Source organism: Serratia sp. S4 (assembly GCF_000347995.1).
In the GTDB taxonomy this organism is placed as follows: domain Bacteria; phylum Pseudomonadota; class Gammaproteobacteria; order Enterobacterales; family Enterobacteriaceae; genus Serratia; species Serratia quinivorans.
This window is the reverse complement of sequence record NZ_KB661120.1, coordinates 3320774-3336158: the sequence shown is the minus strand read 5'-3', so window position 1 is coordinate 3336158 and position 15385 is coordinate 3320774. Positions and strand designations below refer to the sequence as shown.

Below are 15385 nucleotides of genomic sequence, written 5' to 3'. Positions count from 1 at the left end.
CATGGACGGTGACCCCGAAAGTTTGATTATTCAACGTTTCTGGCGTGGAAATAAACCGCGTTAATTACGTCAATTAAATAAATTCCACTTTGTGCTTATTCACCCATTAATTGGGCGGGGTAACCCTGTGCGCAGAGTAAAATAAGAGAATAGCGTTATGACCTATATTAATGAAAACGTACGCCGTCGTGATAAAAAAACGACGCCTTACGCCATCGCCCAAGAGGCGAAAAACAGCGTTGATCAGACGCTGGCCAATTTAAAATGTAATCGCAATGGTTTGACCCAGGACGATGCGGTCGAACGCCTGGAGCAGTATGGCGTTAATCAGGTGGCTCATGAGAAGGCGCCCCATGCGCTGGTGCAGTTATTCGCCGCGTTTAACAACCCGTTTATCTATGTGCTGATGGTGCTGGCCGCGATCAGTTTCTTTACCGATTACTGGCTGCCGGCCCGGCGCGGTGAAGAAACCGATCTTACCGGCGTGATCATCATACTGGTGATGGTTTCACTCAGCGGGTTACTGCGTTTTTGGCAGGAGTACCGCACCAACAAGGCGGCTGAGACGCTAAAGTCGATGGTGCGTACTACCGCCACGGTACTGCGCCGCAGCAGTTACAGCGCGCAGGCTTTGACGCTGGAGATACCGATCCGCGAACTGGTGCCGGGCGATATTATTAAGCTCTCTGCCGGCGATATGATACCGGCGGACGTGCGTCTGCTGGCCTCACGCGATCTGTTTATCAGCCAGGCGATACTGACTGGGGAAGCGATCCCGATCGAGAAATACGATGCGCTGGGCAATGTCAGTCAAAAATCGAGCGAAGACGAAGTTTCCAGTGAACATGCGCTGCTGGAACTGTCGAATATCTGCCTGATGGGCACCAACGTCGCTAGCGGTACCGCCACGGCGGTGGTGGTCGCGACCGGCGGGCGCACCTATTTTGGTTCCTTGGCAAAGTCGATAGTCGGTTCCCGTTCGCAAACCGCGTTTGATCGCGGAGTGAACAGCGTCAGTTGGCTGCTGATCCGCTTTATGCTGGTGATGGTGCCGATTGTATTGTTGATCAATGGCTTCACCAAGGGCGACTGGAGCGAAGCGGCGCTGTTTGCTTTGGCAGTAGCGGTCGGGCTGACGCCAGAGATGCTGCCGATGATCGTCAGTTCCAATCTGGCGAAGGGCGCCATTGCCATGTCACGGCGTAAAGTGGTGGTCAAACGTTTGAACGCCATCCAGAACTTTGGCGCGATGGACGTACTCTGCACCGACAAAACCGGCACCCTGACCCAGGATCGCATCATCCTCGAACACCACCTGGACGTCAGCGGCGTCAGAGACAATGAAGTGCTGCATCTGGCCTGGCTGAACAGCTTCCACCAGAGCGGGATGAAAAACCTGATGGATCAGGCGGTGATCCGCTTTGGGCGTGGCAAACCGGGCGTTGAAGCATTGGGGCGTTTCAGCAAGGTTGACGAGTTGCCGTTCGATTTTGTGCGTCGCCGCCTGTCGATCGTCGTAGCGGATGAAAACCACCAACAGCGGCTGATCTGTAAAGGGGCCGTGGAGGAAATGCTGGAAATCGCTACCCATGTACGTGAAGGGCAGCAGATTTTACCGCTGGATCAGGTGCGACGTGAGGCACTGCAGGCGCTGGCCGCCCAGTATAACGAGGATGGATTCCGCGTACTGGTGTTGGCAACCCGGGAGCTTGGGGAACAAAACAATGCCTTGCCGCTGAGCGTGACCGATGAACGCGATATGGTGATCCAGGGCGTCCTGACCTTCCTTGACCCACCGAAAGAAAGTGCGCAAGAAGCTATTGCTGCACTGCAGGAAAACGGTGTGGCGGTGAAAGTCCTGACCGGTGATAACCCGGTGATCACCTGCAAGATTTGCCGTGATGTTGGCCTGGAGCCTAGCGAACCGCTTTCCGGACCGCAAATTGCCGAAATGGACGATGCCACACTGGCGCGTGAAGTGGAGCAGCGCACGGTCTTTACCAAACTGACGCCGCTGCAAAAGTCGCGGGTGTTGAAAATGTTGCAGGCGAATGGTCATACCGTCGGTTTCCTTGGTGACGGCATTAATGATGCCCCGGCGCTGCGCGATGCCGACGTAGGTATTTCGGTGGACACCGGCACTGATATTGCCAAGGAATCGGCAGACATCATTTTGCTGGAAAAAAACCTGATGGTGCTGGAAGAGGGCGTGATCAAAGGGCGCGAGACCTTCGGCAATATCATCAAGTACCTGAACATGACCGCCAGCTCCAACTTCGGCAACGTGTTCTCCGTGCTGGTGGCCAGCGCATTTATTCCGTTCTTGCCGATGCTGGCGATCCACCTGCTGATCCAGAACCTGATGTACGATATTTCTCAGCTGTCGCTGCCGTGGGACAAGATGGACAAGGAGTTCCTGCGTAAACCGCGCAAGTGGGATGCGAAAAACATTGGCCGCTTTATGCTGTGGATTGGGCCGACCTCGTCGATTTTCGATATCACTACCTATGCGCTGATGTGGTTTGTCTTCGCTGCCAACAGCGTGGAGCATCAGGCCCTGTTCCAGTCCGGGTGGTTTATTGAGGGGTTACTGTCGCAAACGCTGGTGGTGCATATGCTGCGTACCCAGAAAATTCCGTTTATTCAGAGCACCGCTGCATTGCCGGTCCTGCTGACCACGATATTGGTGATGGCGTTGGGGATTTATCTGCCGTTCTCACCGCTTGGCGCCCTGGTTGGGCTGCAGCCGCTGCCCTGGGAATACTTCCCGTGGCTGGCCGGTACCTTGATCAGCTACTGCGTTGTCGCGCAGCTGATGAAGCGGTTCTATATTCGCCGTTTCGGTGAGTGGTTGTAATTATTGCGGGCGCAGCCTACTGCGCCCCTACAGCAGTTTCTTCACCAACAGACCCAGCATGATGGTCAGCGTAAAGGAAAACAGCGTACCGAGCAGCACATACTCGGTACGCATTTTGTCATCACTCTGGCGTAAATCACCAAAGCGAAAGATTGACTTGGCCGCCAGCAAAAAACCGATAGCCGGGATCTGCCCTATCAGCACAAAGGTCAGGATCAGCGTTCTTTCCAGATAACCGATTTGTTTGCCTGCGCGTAACAGCGAATCGTTATCCGCTTTGGCTGACGGCGGCATCTGTGGCGTCCAGCGAGCCAGCAATTGCCCCATCAGAATGCCCATCGGCATATAAATCAATAAATAAGCCAGTAGCACCAGCCCGGATTGCCAGCGAGCCGCGGCGCTAGCCAGCACGCTAATCAGGGCGAGGGCATTCGGCGTAAGCAACAGCCACAGCAAAACAATCACCGTCAGGTGCAGGCCTTGATCGAGCAAAAAACCACGTGCCTGGCTGAGGCGGGTTAACAGGGTGACTTTCAGCAGGTCGGTCAGCCAGTGGCTGATGGCAATAACCAACAGGGCGAACAGCACTTGAGCGGAAGAGATCCCGCCATACAACAGAGCAAAAACGGCCACGACCCAGGCAGCCAGCACGCCGTGCAGCAGGGCATGCAGCAGCAGGAAGCGAGAGCCGGCCCGATGACGTATTTTATCCTCAACCCAACTACGCGGTTGCAGTGGGAAGTCGGCAAGCAAGTGGGCTATCAGCAACCAGATCAGCAGGGGCAGGTAGCTTAAATCCATATTCAGGTGATCCTGTTAATCGCGTGAATAAATCGCATGATTTCCTCGTAGGCCGCGCGTTTGAGCGTTGCGGAGACCGTGGAGGCGGCCTTTTGCAGTTTCTCTGCCACTTCCTGGTTACTGGTGGCGAACATACGGGCCTGGACTATCCGCGCTTCGGTCTGCGAAAGGCGGCTAACCACATGATCTAACATTGGCAACAGATCGCTGACAATGGTATTGGTCTGATCGTTATCATTTTTCAGAGCCAGTCGGCAATTTTTCATCAGGCCGTCCAACGCCTGACCCGAATTCACAAAGGCACTGCCATAGCCGGCGCTCTGAGCCTGCTTTGTGCCCAGGCCGACAGCGATACGGGCATCCCAGCGTTGGGCGTCCATGGCTTTGAGCGCGATGCGGATATACACCGCCAGCAGCAAACCAGACTGCGGCTCGGCCACTGCCTGAAAGGCATCGCCACGGAAAATATCGAACTGCTGAATAAGCTTAGCCTGTTGCAGCTGGCTAAGCAGGGCATTTAAGCCGCTAAGGTAGTGAGTGGTGTCTAACTGCCGGGAATTGACCAGATCGCCGGTGATCACGCTGACTTGGGCTGGCATGTGTTTGTCTGCTCTGAAGCGGGGAGTGATGGTTGAATTTCGCATCTAAATACGAATATGTCAATAATTCGTATCTGAATGCGAATATGTGGATTATTCGCCTCTCAATACGAAAAATGAGGGTCGATTGAGTGGGTCTGAGTTGTTCAGCCGGGAATACGCGGGCCAGAAGGCTCGCCACCGGCGAAGCGGGAGGTATAGCGGTTATGAGCGGGTGTTTAGAAGCTTTGTACCAACACTTCGCGCGGCTGTTCGCTGCCGTGCTTCAACAGATAGTCGAAGGATTTCTCGCTGCTTTTCAGTTGCTGCAGAAACTCCTGCGGGGACAGATCGTGTTTTTTGCCGCTCATATAAGCCAGCGCCAGCTCTTTTGCCTGATAACGTGAGAAGTTGTACATATTGGTTAGCCCTCGAAACGGTGGATTTCAGTGCTAACGATTGTAACCAAAGAGCACATAATGAACAGACGCTTTGGCGTATGGATTCGATAGCTAAAACTTAACCTGACGTTTCGGCATAGTATCAATGCGTCAAATCTCCGCGGACAGGAACTCGACAACGCTGCGGTTGAAGAGATCCGGACAGGCAATATTGGAGATATGCGAAGCAGGCAGGCATTGCAGTTCGGCATGGGGGGCGTTGGCGACCAGGAATTCGGCGTCCGCTATCGTAGTCACCGGGTCCAGTTCTCCGGCTATCACTCTCATTGGCCGCGTCATAGAGACAATTTCCGCACGGAGATCAGCCAGCGCCAGTGCATCGCAGCAGGCGGCATAACCTTCGGCATTACCGGCCGCCAGCCCGGCGACCAGTGGGGCAACCCGTTCAGGATGCTGCTGTAAAAAAACTTCGCTGAACCAGCGAGTGGGAGAGGCGGCGGCGATCGGTGCCAGCCCGGTGTGGCGTACCTGTTGGGCACGCTGCTGCCAACCTTCGGCACTGCCGATGCGGGCGGCAGTATTGGCGACCACCAGTCGCCTGATGCGTTGCGGGTGGTAGCGGTTGAGCCATAACCCGGTCAGGCCGCCCATCGAGATGCCGCAAAAATGGGCGCTTGGTGCATCCAGATGATCGAGCAGGGCGATCACATCCTGGCCCAGATCCTCAAGCCGCAGCGGAAGCGTTGGCAACGGTGTGGCACCGTGCCCGCGCTGGTTATAGCGCAAGACGTGAAAGCGCTCAATCAACACCGGCAGTTGCGCCTGCCACATGTCGAAGGTGGTACCGAGCGAGTTGGACAGCACCAACAGCGGCGCTCCGGCGTGGCCATCAAGGCGATAGTTGATATCCATGCTGTTTCTCCGTCTCATACCCGTTCGATAATCAGTGCAATACCCTGGCCGACGCCAATACACATAGTGCACAAGCCATAGCGGCCGCGCGTCTTTTGCAATTGCCAGGCGGCGTTCATCACCAGCCTGCCACCGGAAGCACCCAGCGGATGACCGAGGGCGATCGCACCGCCATTGGGATTCACCTGAGCGGCGTCGTCACTCAGCCCCAGTTCACGCGTCACCGCCAATGCCTGTGCCGCAAAAGCTTCGTTAAGCTCAATCACGTCCATTTGGTCGAGGCTCAGCCCGGCAATTTTTAATACCTTGCGTACCGCTTGAGCCGGGGCAAAGCCCATAATTGAAGGCTCAATACCGGTAACGGCGCTGGCGATAATACGGGCCATGGGTTGCAGTCCGTGGCGAGTCATCCCGGTTTCGCTGGCCAGCAGCAGCGCGCAGGCACCGTCGTTCAGCCCGGAAGCATTACCGGCGGTCACCGTTCCCTGAGGGTTAACCACCGGTTTCAGCTTCGACAGGGCTTCCAGCGAGGTGGCGCGCGGGTGTTCGTCCTGAGTGAACAGTAACGGTGCGCCTTTTTTCTGCGCAACGCTGACTTCAATCAACTGCTCGGCGAAAAAGCCGCGCTCCTGCGCGCTAGCGGTGCGCTGCTGGCTGCGCAGGGCAAAGGCGTCCTGATCCTGGCGGCTAATCCCGAATTTGAGGGCGACGTTTTCGGCGGTTTGCGGCATCGACTCCACGCCATATAGCGCCTGCATCTGTGGGTTGATAAACCGCCAGCCCATGGTGGTGTCTTCCAGTTTCATCATTCGGCTGAAGGCGCTTTCCGCCTTGCCCATCACGAAGGGGGCACGGGACATGCTTTCTACACCGCCGGCGATCATCAGTTCACTTTCGCCGGTTTTGATCGCCCGGGCCGCCATTGCCACGGCGTCCAGACTGGAGCCGCACAGGCGGTTGAGGGTACAACCGGGGATCTGTACCGGCAGCCCGGCCAGCAGCAACGCCATGCGCGCCACGTTGCGGTTATCCTCTCCGGCCTGATTGGCACAGCCAAGCAGCACGTCGTCCACTGCCGCCCAGTCAAGTTGTGGGTGGCGTGCCTGCAACGCTTTGAGCGGCAGGGCGGCCAGGTCGTCGGCGCGAATGCTGGCCAGGCTGCCGTTGAGTCGACCAAAAGGCGTACGGACGGCATCACACAGGTAGGCGGGGATCATGCGGTGGTTCTCCGTGCTGAAGGGCAAAGGTCAGTTCGACCGGGGTGACTGCTTGCAATTGCTGCGGGGTCAGCCCGCCGAATATTTCGCGTACCACCAGACCCTGAGATGTCACGTCCATCACCGCCAGATCGCTGTAGATGCGATCGATACAGCCGACGCCGGTCAGGGGATAAGTACAGTGCTGAACAATTTTGCATTCGCCTTTTTTGGTCAGGTGTTCGGTCATCACAAACACCTGACGGGCGCCAATCGCCAGATCCATTGCGCCGCCGACCGCCGGGATTGCCCCCGCTGCGCCGGTACTCCAGTTGGCCAGATCGCCGCGTTCGGAAACCTGATAGGCGCCGAGCACGCAGATATCCAGATGACCACCGCGCATCATGGCAAAAGAGTCGCCGTGATGGAAAAAGCAGCCGCCTTTGAGCAGGGTAACCGGCTGTTTACCGGCGTTGATCAGTTCGGGATCTTCCTGGCCGGCCGCCGGTGCCGGGCCCATACCGAGAATGCCGTTTTCGCTGTGCAGGAAGATCTCTTTATCCGCCGGCAGGAAGTTGGCTATCTGGGTTGGGATCCCAATGCCCAGGTTGACGTAGGCACCTTCCGGGATATCGCGGGCAATACGTTCGGCCAACTGTTGATGTGTAAGTTTGGTCATGGGGGCGCTCCTTAAGCCGACGCTGGCGCAGGGTGATCGGGCGTAGTCACCAGGCGTTGCACGAAGATCCCCGGCGTAATGATATTTTCAGGATCCAATTCCCCCAGCGGCACCATGCGGTTGACTTCGGCAATGGTGCAGGCGGCGGCCATGGCCATAATCGGCCCAAAGTTGCGCCCGGTTTTGTTGTACAGCAGGTTACCCCAGCGATCGGCTTTATCGGCCTTGATCAGCGCGAAATCCGCCTTCAGCGGTAGCTCGAACACATAGTGTTTGCCGTCGATCTCGCGCGTTTCTTTACCTTGCGCCAGTTCGGTGCCATAGCCGGTCGGGGTGTAAAAACCGCCGAGCCCCGAACCGGCGGCCTGAATGCGCGCCGCCAGATTGCCCTGCGGGATCAGCTCCAGCTCCAGCTCGCCACGGCGGTACAAGTCATCAAATACCCAGGAGTCCGACTGGCGCGGGAATGAACAGACAACCTTGCGCACGCAACCGGCCTTTAACAGCGCCGCCAAGCCAAAATCCCCGTTACCGGCGTTGTTGCTGATCAGCGTTAGCCCGCGCGGCCGATGGCGGATCAGAGCGTCCAGCAGCGTATAGGGCTGACCGGCCGGGCCAAAACCGCCGACCATAATGGTCGCGCCATCGGGAATATCGGCGACGGCGGCATCGATGGACGCCACGTATTTATCGATCATCTGCTCTCCTGATTGCGCAACGGTAATTTCTGCGTGACGCTTATGGGCCTGGATTTACCTTAAGGGATGAAAAAAACAGCGACAAGTGCGAATATCAGCGTATTGTGCGATTATCGAAACATTAGTCCTTTGGTGATCAATTCTGTGATACGGATAACTATATTGAGTCGGAGGTCAGGATGAGTGATGCGTCGGAGTCTGGTGCTGGAGAACTGCGTCGGTTGCAGGAGATCGGGGAGTTAAGCAACGATCAATATAAGGGTGACCCCAATTTTATGGCGTCGTTGGCCAGGGGACTGGAGGTGCTGCAGGCCTTCCAGCCGCAGTATTCACAAATGTCGGTTTCTGAAATCAGCCAAATTACCGGTATCCCACGTGCGGCGGTGCGGCGTTGCCTGTACACCCTGCGTGCGTTGGGATTTGTGCATTGCCCTGACGGCCGCCATTACCGGCTGCTGCCGCGGGTGCTGACCATCGGGCACGCCTATCTTTCTTCTTCCGAACTGGCGAAAGCGGCGCAGAACTCGCTGGACTACCTCAGTAAGCTGCTGAATGAATCCTGCTCGGTGGCGACGCTGGACGGTGACAATATCCTGTATATCGCCCGCGCTTCGGTGAAGCGTATTATGACAATCGATTTGGGGCGCGGCAGCCGCCTGCCGGCCTATGCGACTTCGATGGGACTGGTCTTGCTCAGTTCGCTGGATGAAGAACAGTTGGACGATTATCTGTCGCGGGTCAGTTTCGAACCGCTGACCGAATTCACCGTGACCAGCGCCGAGCAACTGCGTGAACAGTTGGCTAAAGTGCGTCGGCAAGGCTATGCCATCAACGATCAACAGTTGGAAATTGGTCTGCGTTCTATCGCGGTGCCGATGCATTCCCGCAAGGGCGGCGTAGTCGCGGCGATGAACGTGGGCGTCAACGCTTCGCAGATTTCGGCGGCGGAGTTACGTGAGCGGGTGCTGCCACAGCTGCAGCGCACGGCAATGGAGCTGGCGCTGCTGCTGTAGCTTGCGGTTGGATGAGCACCGCTGAATGGTCAGGCGGTAAGGGGGACCAAAAGCAGGCTCAACCGGCTGGTGCGGCCTGCGTTTTTACCAGGACCAACGGACACCGAGGTTGGCGCTCCAGGGGGATTCAATTTTGTCCCCTTTACTGTAGCTTGCATCGGTATACATCTGGACATCAGGGGTAAACTGCAGGGAAAGCCCCATGCCGTATTCACCCCGGGTACCGGACAAATCGTTGTTGAATCCGTTCCCATTAATACTGACGGGGTTGGTGTTTACGAATTCCTGAATGGCGGCCATACGTAGCCAGGGTTGCAGCGTCATGCCATTCTCCAGAGGCAGCGTTCGCCCTAAAACACCATTCAGGATTGCCTGTTGGGATTTGGCGACGCCGCTGGTGGCCTGCAAGCCATTGTCGAACGTATAGGATTGCCCCTTCACCCACAGCGTAGCCAGTTGCAAAGAGGGTTCAACAAACCAACCGCTACCCAGCACAAATTGGCGGCCGACTTCCAGCGACAGACCAAAGCCAGGCGTGTTGTAACCGCCCCTGGTTTTTTCCCCGTCAGTCATTCGGACATCAGCATGGCTACTAAAATTATTGGCTTTGAGTAGCGCATCGACAAACCAGCCCGATTCCAGTAGCCAGGTATTGTAGCCACCAATAAAGAAGCTATTGATGGTGCCAGTGCTGCCCTGACTGAAATCGAGCGCATTGCGACTCACGCCGCTGAATAACCCTGTCAGCCATTGGCCATTATTGGTGTCGCGTGCGTTGTCGACACCCACGGAAATGCCTGATTGTGTTTGGCGGTAACCAAGGCCTGCGCGATCATTAACCCGATAGCGGCTCCCCAGTGTGCGAACCCAGGCGCCACCCCGTTGTTTTCCCTGCCGCACCTCTCCCATACGGGTGCGAAGGCTGGTCAATTCGCCATACCAGAGGGTCGGTGTGGCATTGAACAAACCCAGCGCGGTGTGGGTGACAGGCGTCACTACCGGTTTTTCTTCGGCATCATATTTTTGCGCCAGCACCCAATCATTGTCGCGTTGTTGCAATTCATACTGATAGGTCCCGGCGTCCACGGCACCGTTGTTCAGCGCAAAGTGACTCTTGCCGCCACCGGTCGTTACCAGGGTTAAAGCGCTGTCCGTAATGTCGGGTTCCCGGCCACTGTTTTTGATCATCAACAGATGTTCCCCGTTAGCTTCCCCGCTGACGGCAATTAAATCACCGTTTAATGTCGCTAAATCCGTATTCATGACAAAGGCCCCGTTCCCCGACAGTGAATCCAGCGATAAGGTCTGGAAATTGCTGTCAGCGTGACGAAAGACGACCTGGCCGTCGTTATTTAGCTCCCTCAGCGTGGAGTTATGGGTCACTGTCCACTGGCTGGAATCGCTCAGGCTCAGACGGTTGACCCCGTTGACGGCGCCATTGAGCAATGTGGCCTGACTCAACGCCACATCAACCGGGTTTTCAACGGCAGAACGGATATCCCCGTTGAGCACCACCCGATTGTCGGCAATCAAATCCACAACCCGGCTGTCATTTGGATCAACGCCGCTACCGGCCAGATTCTCCAGTAAAATGCCATTGCCGGCGGTGAGCTGCGAACCGTTTTTTATCGTCAGTTTTAGCGCTGCGCCGTTGGTTTTTATCGCCGGGCCCAGGCCGCTGGACAATGTGACGTTATCCAATACAACGTTACTGACGCCGCCGCTGGAAGTATTGCTGATGTAGAGTCCGGCGGCATCACCTTGTGTGGTCAGCGTACTGTTGCTGATATTCAACGTGCCGGTTAGCGCCCACAGTGCGTGGCTGTCTTGTCCCGCCGTGGTGACCGACAGCGCATTGCCATTAATGACCGAACCGGGATAGGCCAATAATCCGGAGCTGTCGCTGTCGGCAGTTTCAATGCGTGCGTTATCAAGGTTAATGATGCCGCCACGGGCTGCAAAGACACCGATGCTACGCCTCCCGAGTGTGGTGATGTGCAGATTATTGCCTTGTACCCTGGATTCGCTGTACAACCCGTAGCCGCCGGTGCCGGAGGTGTTTAAGCTGGTGTCTGCCAATGTGGCTGGGCCCAAATGCGCACTGAAGGCGTGCGAGCCAACGCCGTGGGTAGTGAAGGTCGCGCCGACGACGTCAGCTGAGGATTCTGGCGTCGCTATCCATAGCGCATCCCTATAGTTTCTGTGTGTGGTAAAGCTGCCGCCCCGAATTGAGGCCTGGGCCGCAACATTGAGATTGAGGGCAAGCCCTCCCTGCGTGTTGATGGTGGTGTTATCAAGCATGACTTGGCCGTTCAATATGTAGATCCCATCCCCTTGTTGGGTATTGATATTACTGTTATTCAATAAAACGCTACCCCGCCCCCCGTTGCTGTTATAGATTTCTACACCCCGATTTTCTCCGTTGGTTGAAATATTAACGCCATTCCCTTCGATCCTTCCATTACTCACTTCCAACGCCGCCTGGACTCCGGTTCCGCTTAAAAAAATATTAACGTTTTCTAACGTGGCATGGGCGAATTCGGCATTTGAACCCGTTAGGGAAATACCTTTACGGTTTGCATCGGTGGCAACAATAGTTGAATGGCTCATTGTTAATGTGCCGTCCGTTAGGGTGACGCCGCCACTGCGAGGGCCGTTGGCTGAAATTTTCAAATTATTCAGTGATAGCCTGGCCCCGTTGCGGCCAAAAACGCCGGCGCTGTAACTGCCGTCGACGGTAATATTGCCGCTGTTCATCACTAAATTCCCGCCATCAACATTGACGGCATGTGCTTGTAGGCCGTTTGTCGTTAACAAGGTTCCGTCCAGGCGGGCACTGCCCCCGGCGCGGATATTCGCCGCATAAAGCGAATTACCGGTCGTACTAAAACTCAGCCCGGTCAGTGACGTTTGCAACAGGCTGCCGTCACCGGAGCTAAACAGAGGGTAATCACCGGCCGTTGTGCCGGTATAGCCGTGGGTAACGTCCAGTGTTGAACCATCAACGACGCGCCAGGGTGAGGCTGCATTGACGACGGCGGAAAATCCACCGGTGGTCGCCAGGGCTAACAAACAGCCGCGGGAGAAAAATGAAGAGGTAAAAGAGGCCATGTTACTATCCTTGAATGGTCTGATTATTTTTAATTCCATGCGAATTGACTTATATATAAAAATTATAACTCGAAAGATTAAATTATATTTTTATATAAATTAATTACTTTGCCGTGAGGGCGAGTTTTGAGATTTAGGTTTAATGGCGTGTAATTATTAACCCAATTGGCGTCCTGTATCAAGAGTTATCTTGTTGCTTTTCGAACTATGTCGACAATATTTTATTCTGTGAGTGATAATAATAAATGGCTGTCGTTAATTAAATCGATATTAATAATATTATAACTTGGACACGGGTTATTCTTGATGCTCTTTTCTGGTGGTATAGAGCCTATTTTACTAAAGGGGGACGCCAACAGATTACCCCCTGTTGGCGTAAGGAGCCGCTAAACGTTGATAGCGGACAAAATGCCACCCTCAGCGTTGTGTCACCAGGACATTCTCATTAGGTCAGGGCATTTAATTCTTTCACTAAACCGAAGGCCAGTTTCATATGATCTTCACTAACGATAAACGCGCGTAACTGCTGGTGCTGATCAAAGCCTTTAGCGATCATTCCCTGCGGCTCAGCGACAATTGTCCAGCTCAAATCCTGCCGATGGGTTTCCCCTGCCAGCTGCAGCGGCAAGCTGGGGGTTTTCACCTTGACCAGCATGGCGGGCAGCTTCACCCCTTCAGCCGCGCCCAGCAGGTTTTTTGCCAGGGTCATGGCGCTGAACTGAATCGGCTGGAGGAATGGCAACAGTTGCCCCTCGATCTCCGCGCAATCACCAAGAGCGTAAACATCCACTTGCGAGGTCTGTAAACGGTTATTCACCTGGATGCCACGATTAACCTGCAAACCGGCCTGACGCGCCAGCCCGACGTTTGGCCGCAAGCCGACCGACGCTATCGCTGCATCAACCCACAATGGGCGACCGTTGCTCAGCGTGGCTTGTATCCCCTCATCATGTTGTGTCAGTGCGCCCAGTTGCTGGTTGAGCAGCAATTCTACCCCCATCTGTTGCAGAGCATGTTGCAGGCGGCAGCTCGCTTCAACCGGCATTAACCCCGACAGCAGGCTGCCGGATCTGTCCACCAGGGTGACCTGTTTACCGGCCCGGCACATGTCCATCGCCAGTTCACAGCCGATCAGCCCCCCGCCCAAAATCAACACCTTCTGCGCCTGAAGCAGGGTCAATTGGCTGTCGCGAAATTCCTGTTGGCTGTTGAGCGTCAGCATTAACTCATGGCCCGGCACCGGCGGCACGATGGCAGCAGCGCCGATCGCCAAAACCAGTTTGTCGTAATGCCAGACTTGCTCGCCACTGCGCACCATTTTTTGCTGCGTATCTATAGCCGTAATACGCGTATGGGGGTGTACCGTCAGTTGGAACTGTTCGGCGAAGTCACCGAAGCTTTGCCGGGTCAGGGCGTCAGCGGTTTGGTTTAGGCTGAATACATGGCTCAGTTCCGGTTTGTTATATTCATCGCAACTGTCGGCGGCTATCAGCCGAATAGGGACTTCGCCATCTTGCCTGCGCAGATTCTTGACCAACTGTCGGGCGGCAAAGCCGGAGCCGACGATCAGGATGCCGGGGTTCATTTTGCCTCCGAAGAGAGTGGGTCGAACACCTCTTTACCCATGGCACATTCCGGGCACAGGAAATCATCCGGCACGTCTTGCCAGCAGGTTCCGGGCGCCACATCTTGCATAGGTTCGCCCAACGCCGGATCGTAGATCCACAGACAGACGCTGCATTGCATGCGCGGGCCAAGATCGGCATCGGCACAGGACACTTCGGGTTCAGACGCCGGCTGAACGGCAGTGACCGCAGGGGCTGAGACAGTCAACGTCGAAGGAGACAATGCCCATTGGCGAGCGATATCCCGGCCATGTTGACGACAGACGGCCAGCATATCGCCGTCAGGGCGCCATTTGGCCTTCAGCGCCAGCGTGGTTTCAAAGCCGCAATCCATCAATCGGGTTTGAATGCGGTCTACCGCACCGCCATTCCAGCCGTAGCTGCCGAAGGCCGAAGCTTTCTTATTGCGAAAACGCAGCCCGGTTATCTCCTCCAACAGCCCGGCGACTTTCGGCATCATCACGTTATTCATGGTCGACGAGCCCACTAACACCCCTTTGGAACGGAATACGTTAGTCAGGATCTCGTTCTTGTCATGACGCGCCACGTTAAAAATCTTCACTGCCACACGCGGGTCGACTTCATTGATGCCTTGTGCCATCGCATCCGCCATCATGCGGGTGTTGTTGGACATGGTGTCGTAAAAAATAGTGATACGATCTTCCTGATAATCAGCCGCCCACTCTAAATAGCGCTGTACGATTTGGGTTGGGTTATCACGCCATACCACGCCGTGTGAGGTGGCTATCATGTCTACCGGCAGGTTGAAATCGAGGATCTCGTTGATTTTTGGCGTCACCAGTCGGCTGAACGGCGTCAGGATATTGGCGTAGTAACGCTGACATTGTTCAAACAATTCATTCTGATCGACTTCATCATTAAACAAATGCTCATCGCAGTAGTGCTGGCCAAAGGCGTCATTGCTGAACAGCACCGCATCGCCGGTCATATAGGTCATCATGCTGTCCGGCCAGTGCAGCATCGGCGTTTCAACGAAGATCAGCTGTTTGCCGTTGCCGATATCCAGGCTGTCGCCGGTGTGTACTACGTGGAAATTCCACTCCGGGTGATGATGGTGGCCGTTGATCGAATCAATACCATTCTCGGTGCAGTAGATAGGCGTCCCCGGGATCTGCGCCATCAGTTCGGTCAACGCCCCGGCGTGATCTTCTTCGGCGTGATTGATGATGATGTAATCCAGGGTTTTAAGATCAATTTCCGCCGACAGATTTTGTACAAACTCACGGCTAAATTTATGGTCTACCGTATCGATCAGCACCGTTTTCTCTTCACGGATCAGATAGCTGTTATAGCTGCTGCCCTTTAGGGTTTTGTACTCTGTCCCATGAAAGTCACGGACTTCCCAGTCACGTTGTCCTACCCATTGGATATTGTTTTTTACCTGAATTGCCATGCTCTTTACCTTTGTTGTCAGCGACTCAATTTCGATACTTGTAATGAGCAATGGGCGTGCCAGTTATTATCTTATTGTTTTATAAATACTAATAATTATT

Annotated in this window: 12 protein-coding genes; 2 read left to right on the top strand and 10 right to left on the bottom strand. The window is 55.2% G+C overall.

Annotated elements, in window-relative coordinates; translation table 11 throughout:
• Positions 1–157 precede the first annotated feature (157 nt).
• Complete coding sequence (mgtA, locus tag SERS4_RS0116300; RefSeq protein ID WP_017893288.1) at positions 158–2857, top strand: magnesium-translocating P-type ATPase; 2700 nt, start codon at positions 158–160, stop codon at positions 2855–2857.
• 27 nt (positions 2858–2884) lie between these two features.
• Here mgtA and SERS4_RS0116295 read toward each other — a convergent pair whose 3' ends face one another.
• The 7 genes from SERS4_RS0116295 to SERS4_RS0116265 form a co-directional block, all read right to left on the bottom strand.
• Positions 2885–3658: a DUF3307 domain-containing protein gene (locus SERS4_RS0116295; RefSeq protein WP_017893287.1), complete on the bottom strand. Its 774-nt coding sequence runs from the start codon at positions 3656–3658 to the stop codon at positions 2885–2887.
• Positions 3659–3660: 2 nt separating this feature from the next.
• Positions 3661–4257, bottom strand: coding sequence for a SatD family protein (locus SERS4_RS0116290; protein WP_017893286.1), 597 nt, complete (start codon positions 4255–4257; stop codon positions 3661–3663).
• Positions 4258–4475: 218 nt separating this feature from the next.
• Positions 4476–4655, bottom strand: coding sequence for a hypothetical protein (locus SERS4_RS0116285; RefSeq protein WP_012145763.1), 180 nt, complete (start codon positions 4653–4655; stop codon positions 4476–4478).
• 132 nt (positions 4656–4787) lie between these two features.
• Complete coding sequence (pcaD, locus tag SERS4_RS0116280; protein WP_017893285.1) at positions 4788–5549, bottom strand: 3-oxoadipate enol-lactonase; 762 nt, start codon at positions 5547–5549, stop codon at positions 4788–4790.
• A 14-nt stretch (positions 5550–5563) separates the two neighbouring features.
• On the bottom strand, positions 5564–6766 hold the full coding sequence (gene pcaF, locus SERS4_RS0116275) for a 3-oxoadipyl-CoA thiolase (protein WP_017893284.1): 1203 nt from the start codon (positions 6764–6766) through the stop codon (positions 5564–5566).
• Positions 6744–7424, bottom strand: coding sequence for a 3-oxoacid CoA-transferase subunit B (locus tag SERS4_RS0116270; RefSeq protein WP_012145760.1), 681 nt, complete (start codon positions 7422–7424; stop codon positions 6744–6746). Before SERS4_RS0116270 ends, pcaF begins: the two co-directional genes overlap by 23 nt.
• Before the next feature lie 11 nt (positions 7425–7435).
• A complete protein-coding gene (locus SERS4_RS0116265; protein ID WP_012145759.1) occupies positions 7436–8122 on the bottom strand; it encodes a 3-oxoacid CoA-transferase subunit A in 687 nt (228 codons plus the stop codon).
• Between the two features lie 179 nt (positions 8123–8301).
• Here SERS4_RS0116265 and SERS4_RS0116260 point away from each other — a divergent pair, with 179 nt between their 5' ends.
• Positions 8302–9135 carry an IclR family transcriptional regulator C-terminal domain-containing protein gene (locus SERS4_RS0116260; protein WP_017893283.1) on the top strand — a complete coding sequence of 278 codons (834 nt, stop codon included), beginning with the start codon at positions 8302–8304 and terminating at the stop codon, positions 9133–9135.
• An 84-nt stretch (positions 9136–9219) separates the two neighbouring features.
• Here SERS4_RS0116260 and SERS4_RS0116255 read toward each other — a convergent pair whose 3' ends face one another.
• The 3 genes from SERS4_RS0116255 to norV form a co-directional block, all read right to left on the bottom strand.
• Positions 9220–12246 (bottom strand): autotransporter outer membrane beta-barrel domain-containing protein, encoded by a 3027-nt coding sequence (locus SERS4_RS0116255; protein ID WP_017893282.1) that lies wholly within the window; start codon positions 12244–12246, stop codon positions 9220–9222.
• A gap of 445 nt (positions 12247–12691) precedes the next feature.
• Entirely contained in the window at positions 12692–13831 is a 1140-nt protein-coding gene (gene norW, locus SERS4_RS0116250; RefSeq protein WP_017893281.1) for an NADH:flavorubredoxin reductase NorW, read from the bottom strand.
• Positions 13828–15285 carry an anaerobic nitric oxide reductase flavorubredoxin gene (norV, locus tag SERS4_RS0116245; protein ID WP_017893280.1) on the bottom strand — a complete coding sequence of 486 codons (1458 nt, stop codon included), beginning with the start codon at positions 15283–15285 and terminating at the stop codon, positions 13828–13830. The genes norW and norV overlap by 4 nt, the downstream gene beginning before the upstream one ends.
• Between the last annotated feature and the right edge of the window lie 100 nt (positions 15286–15385).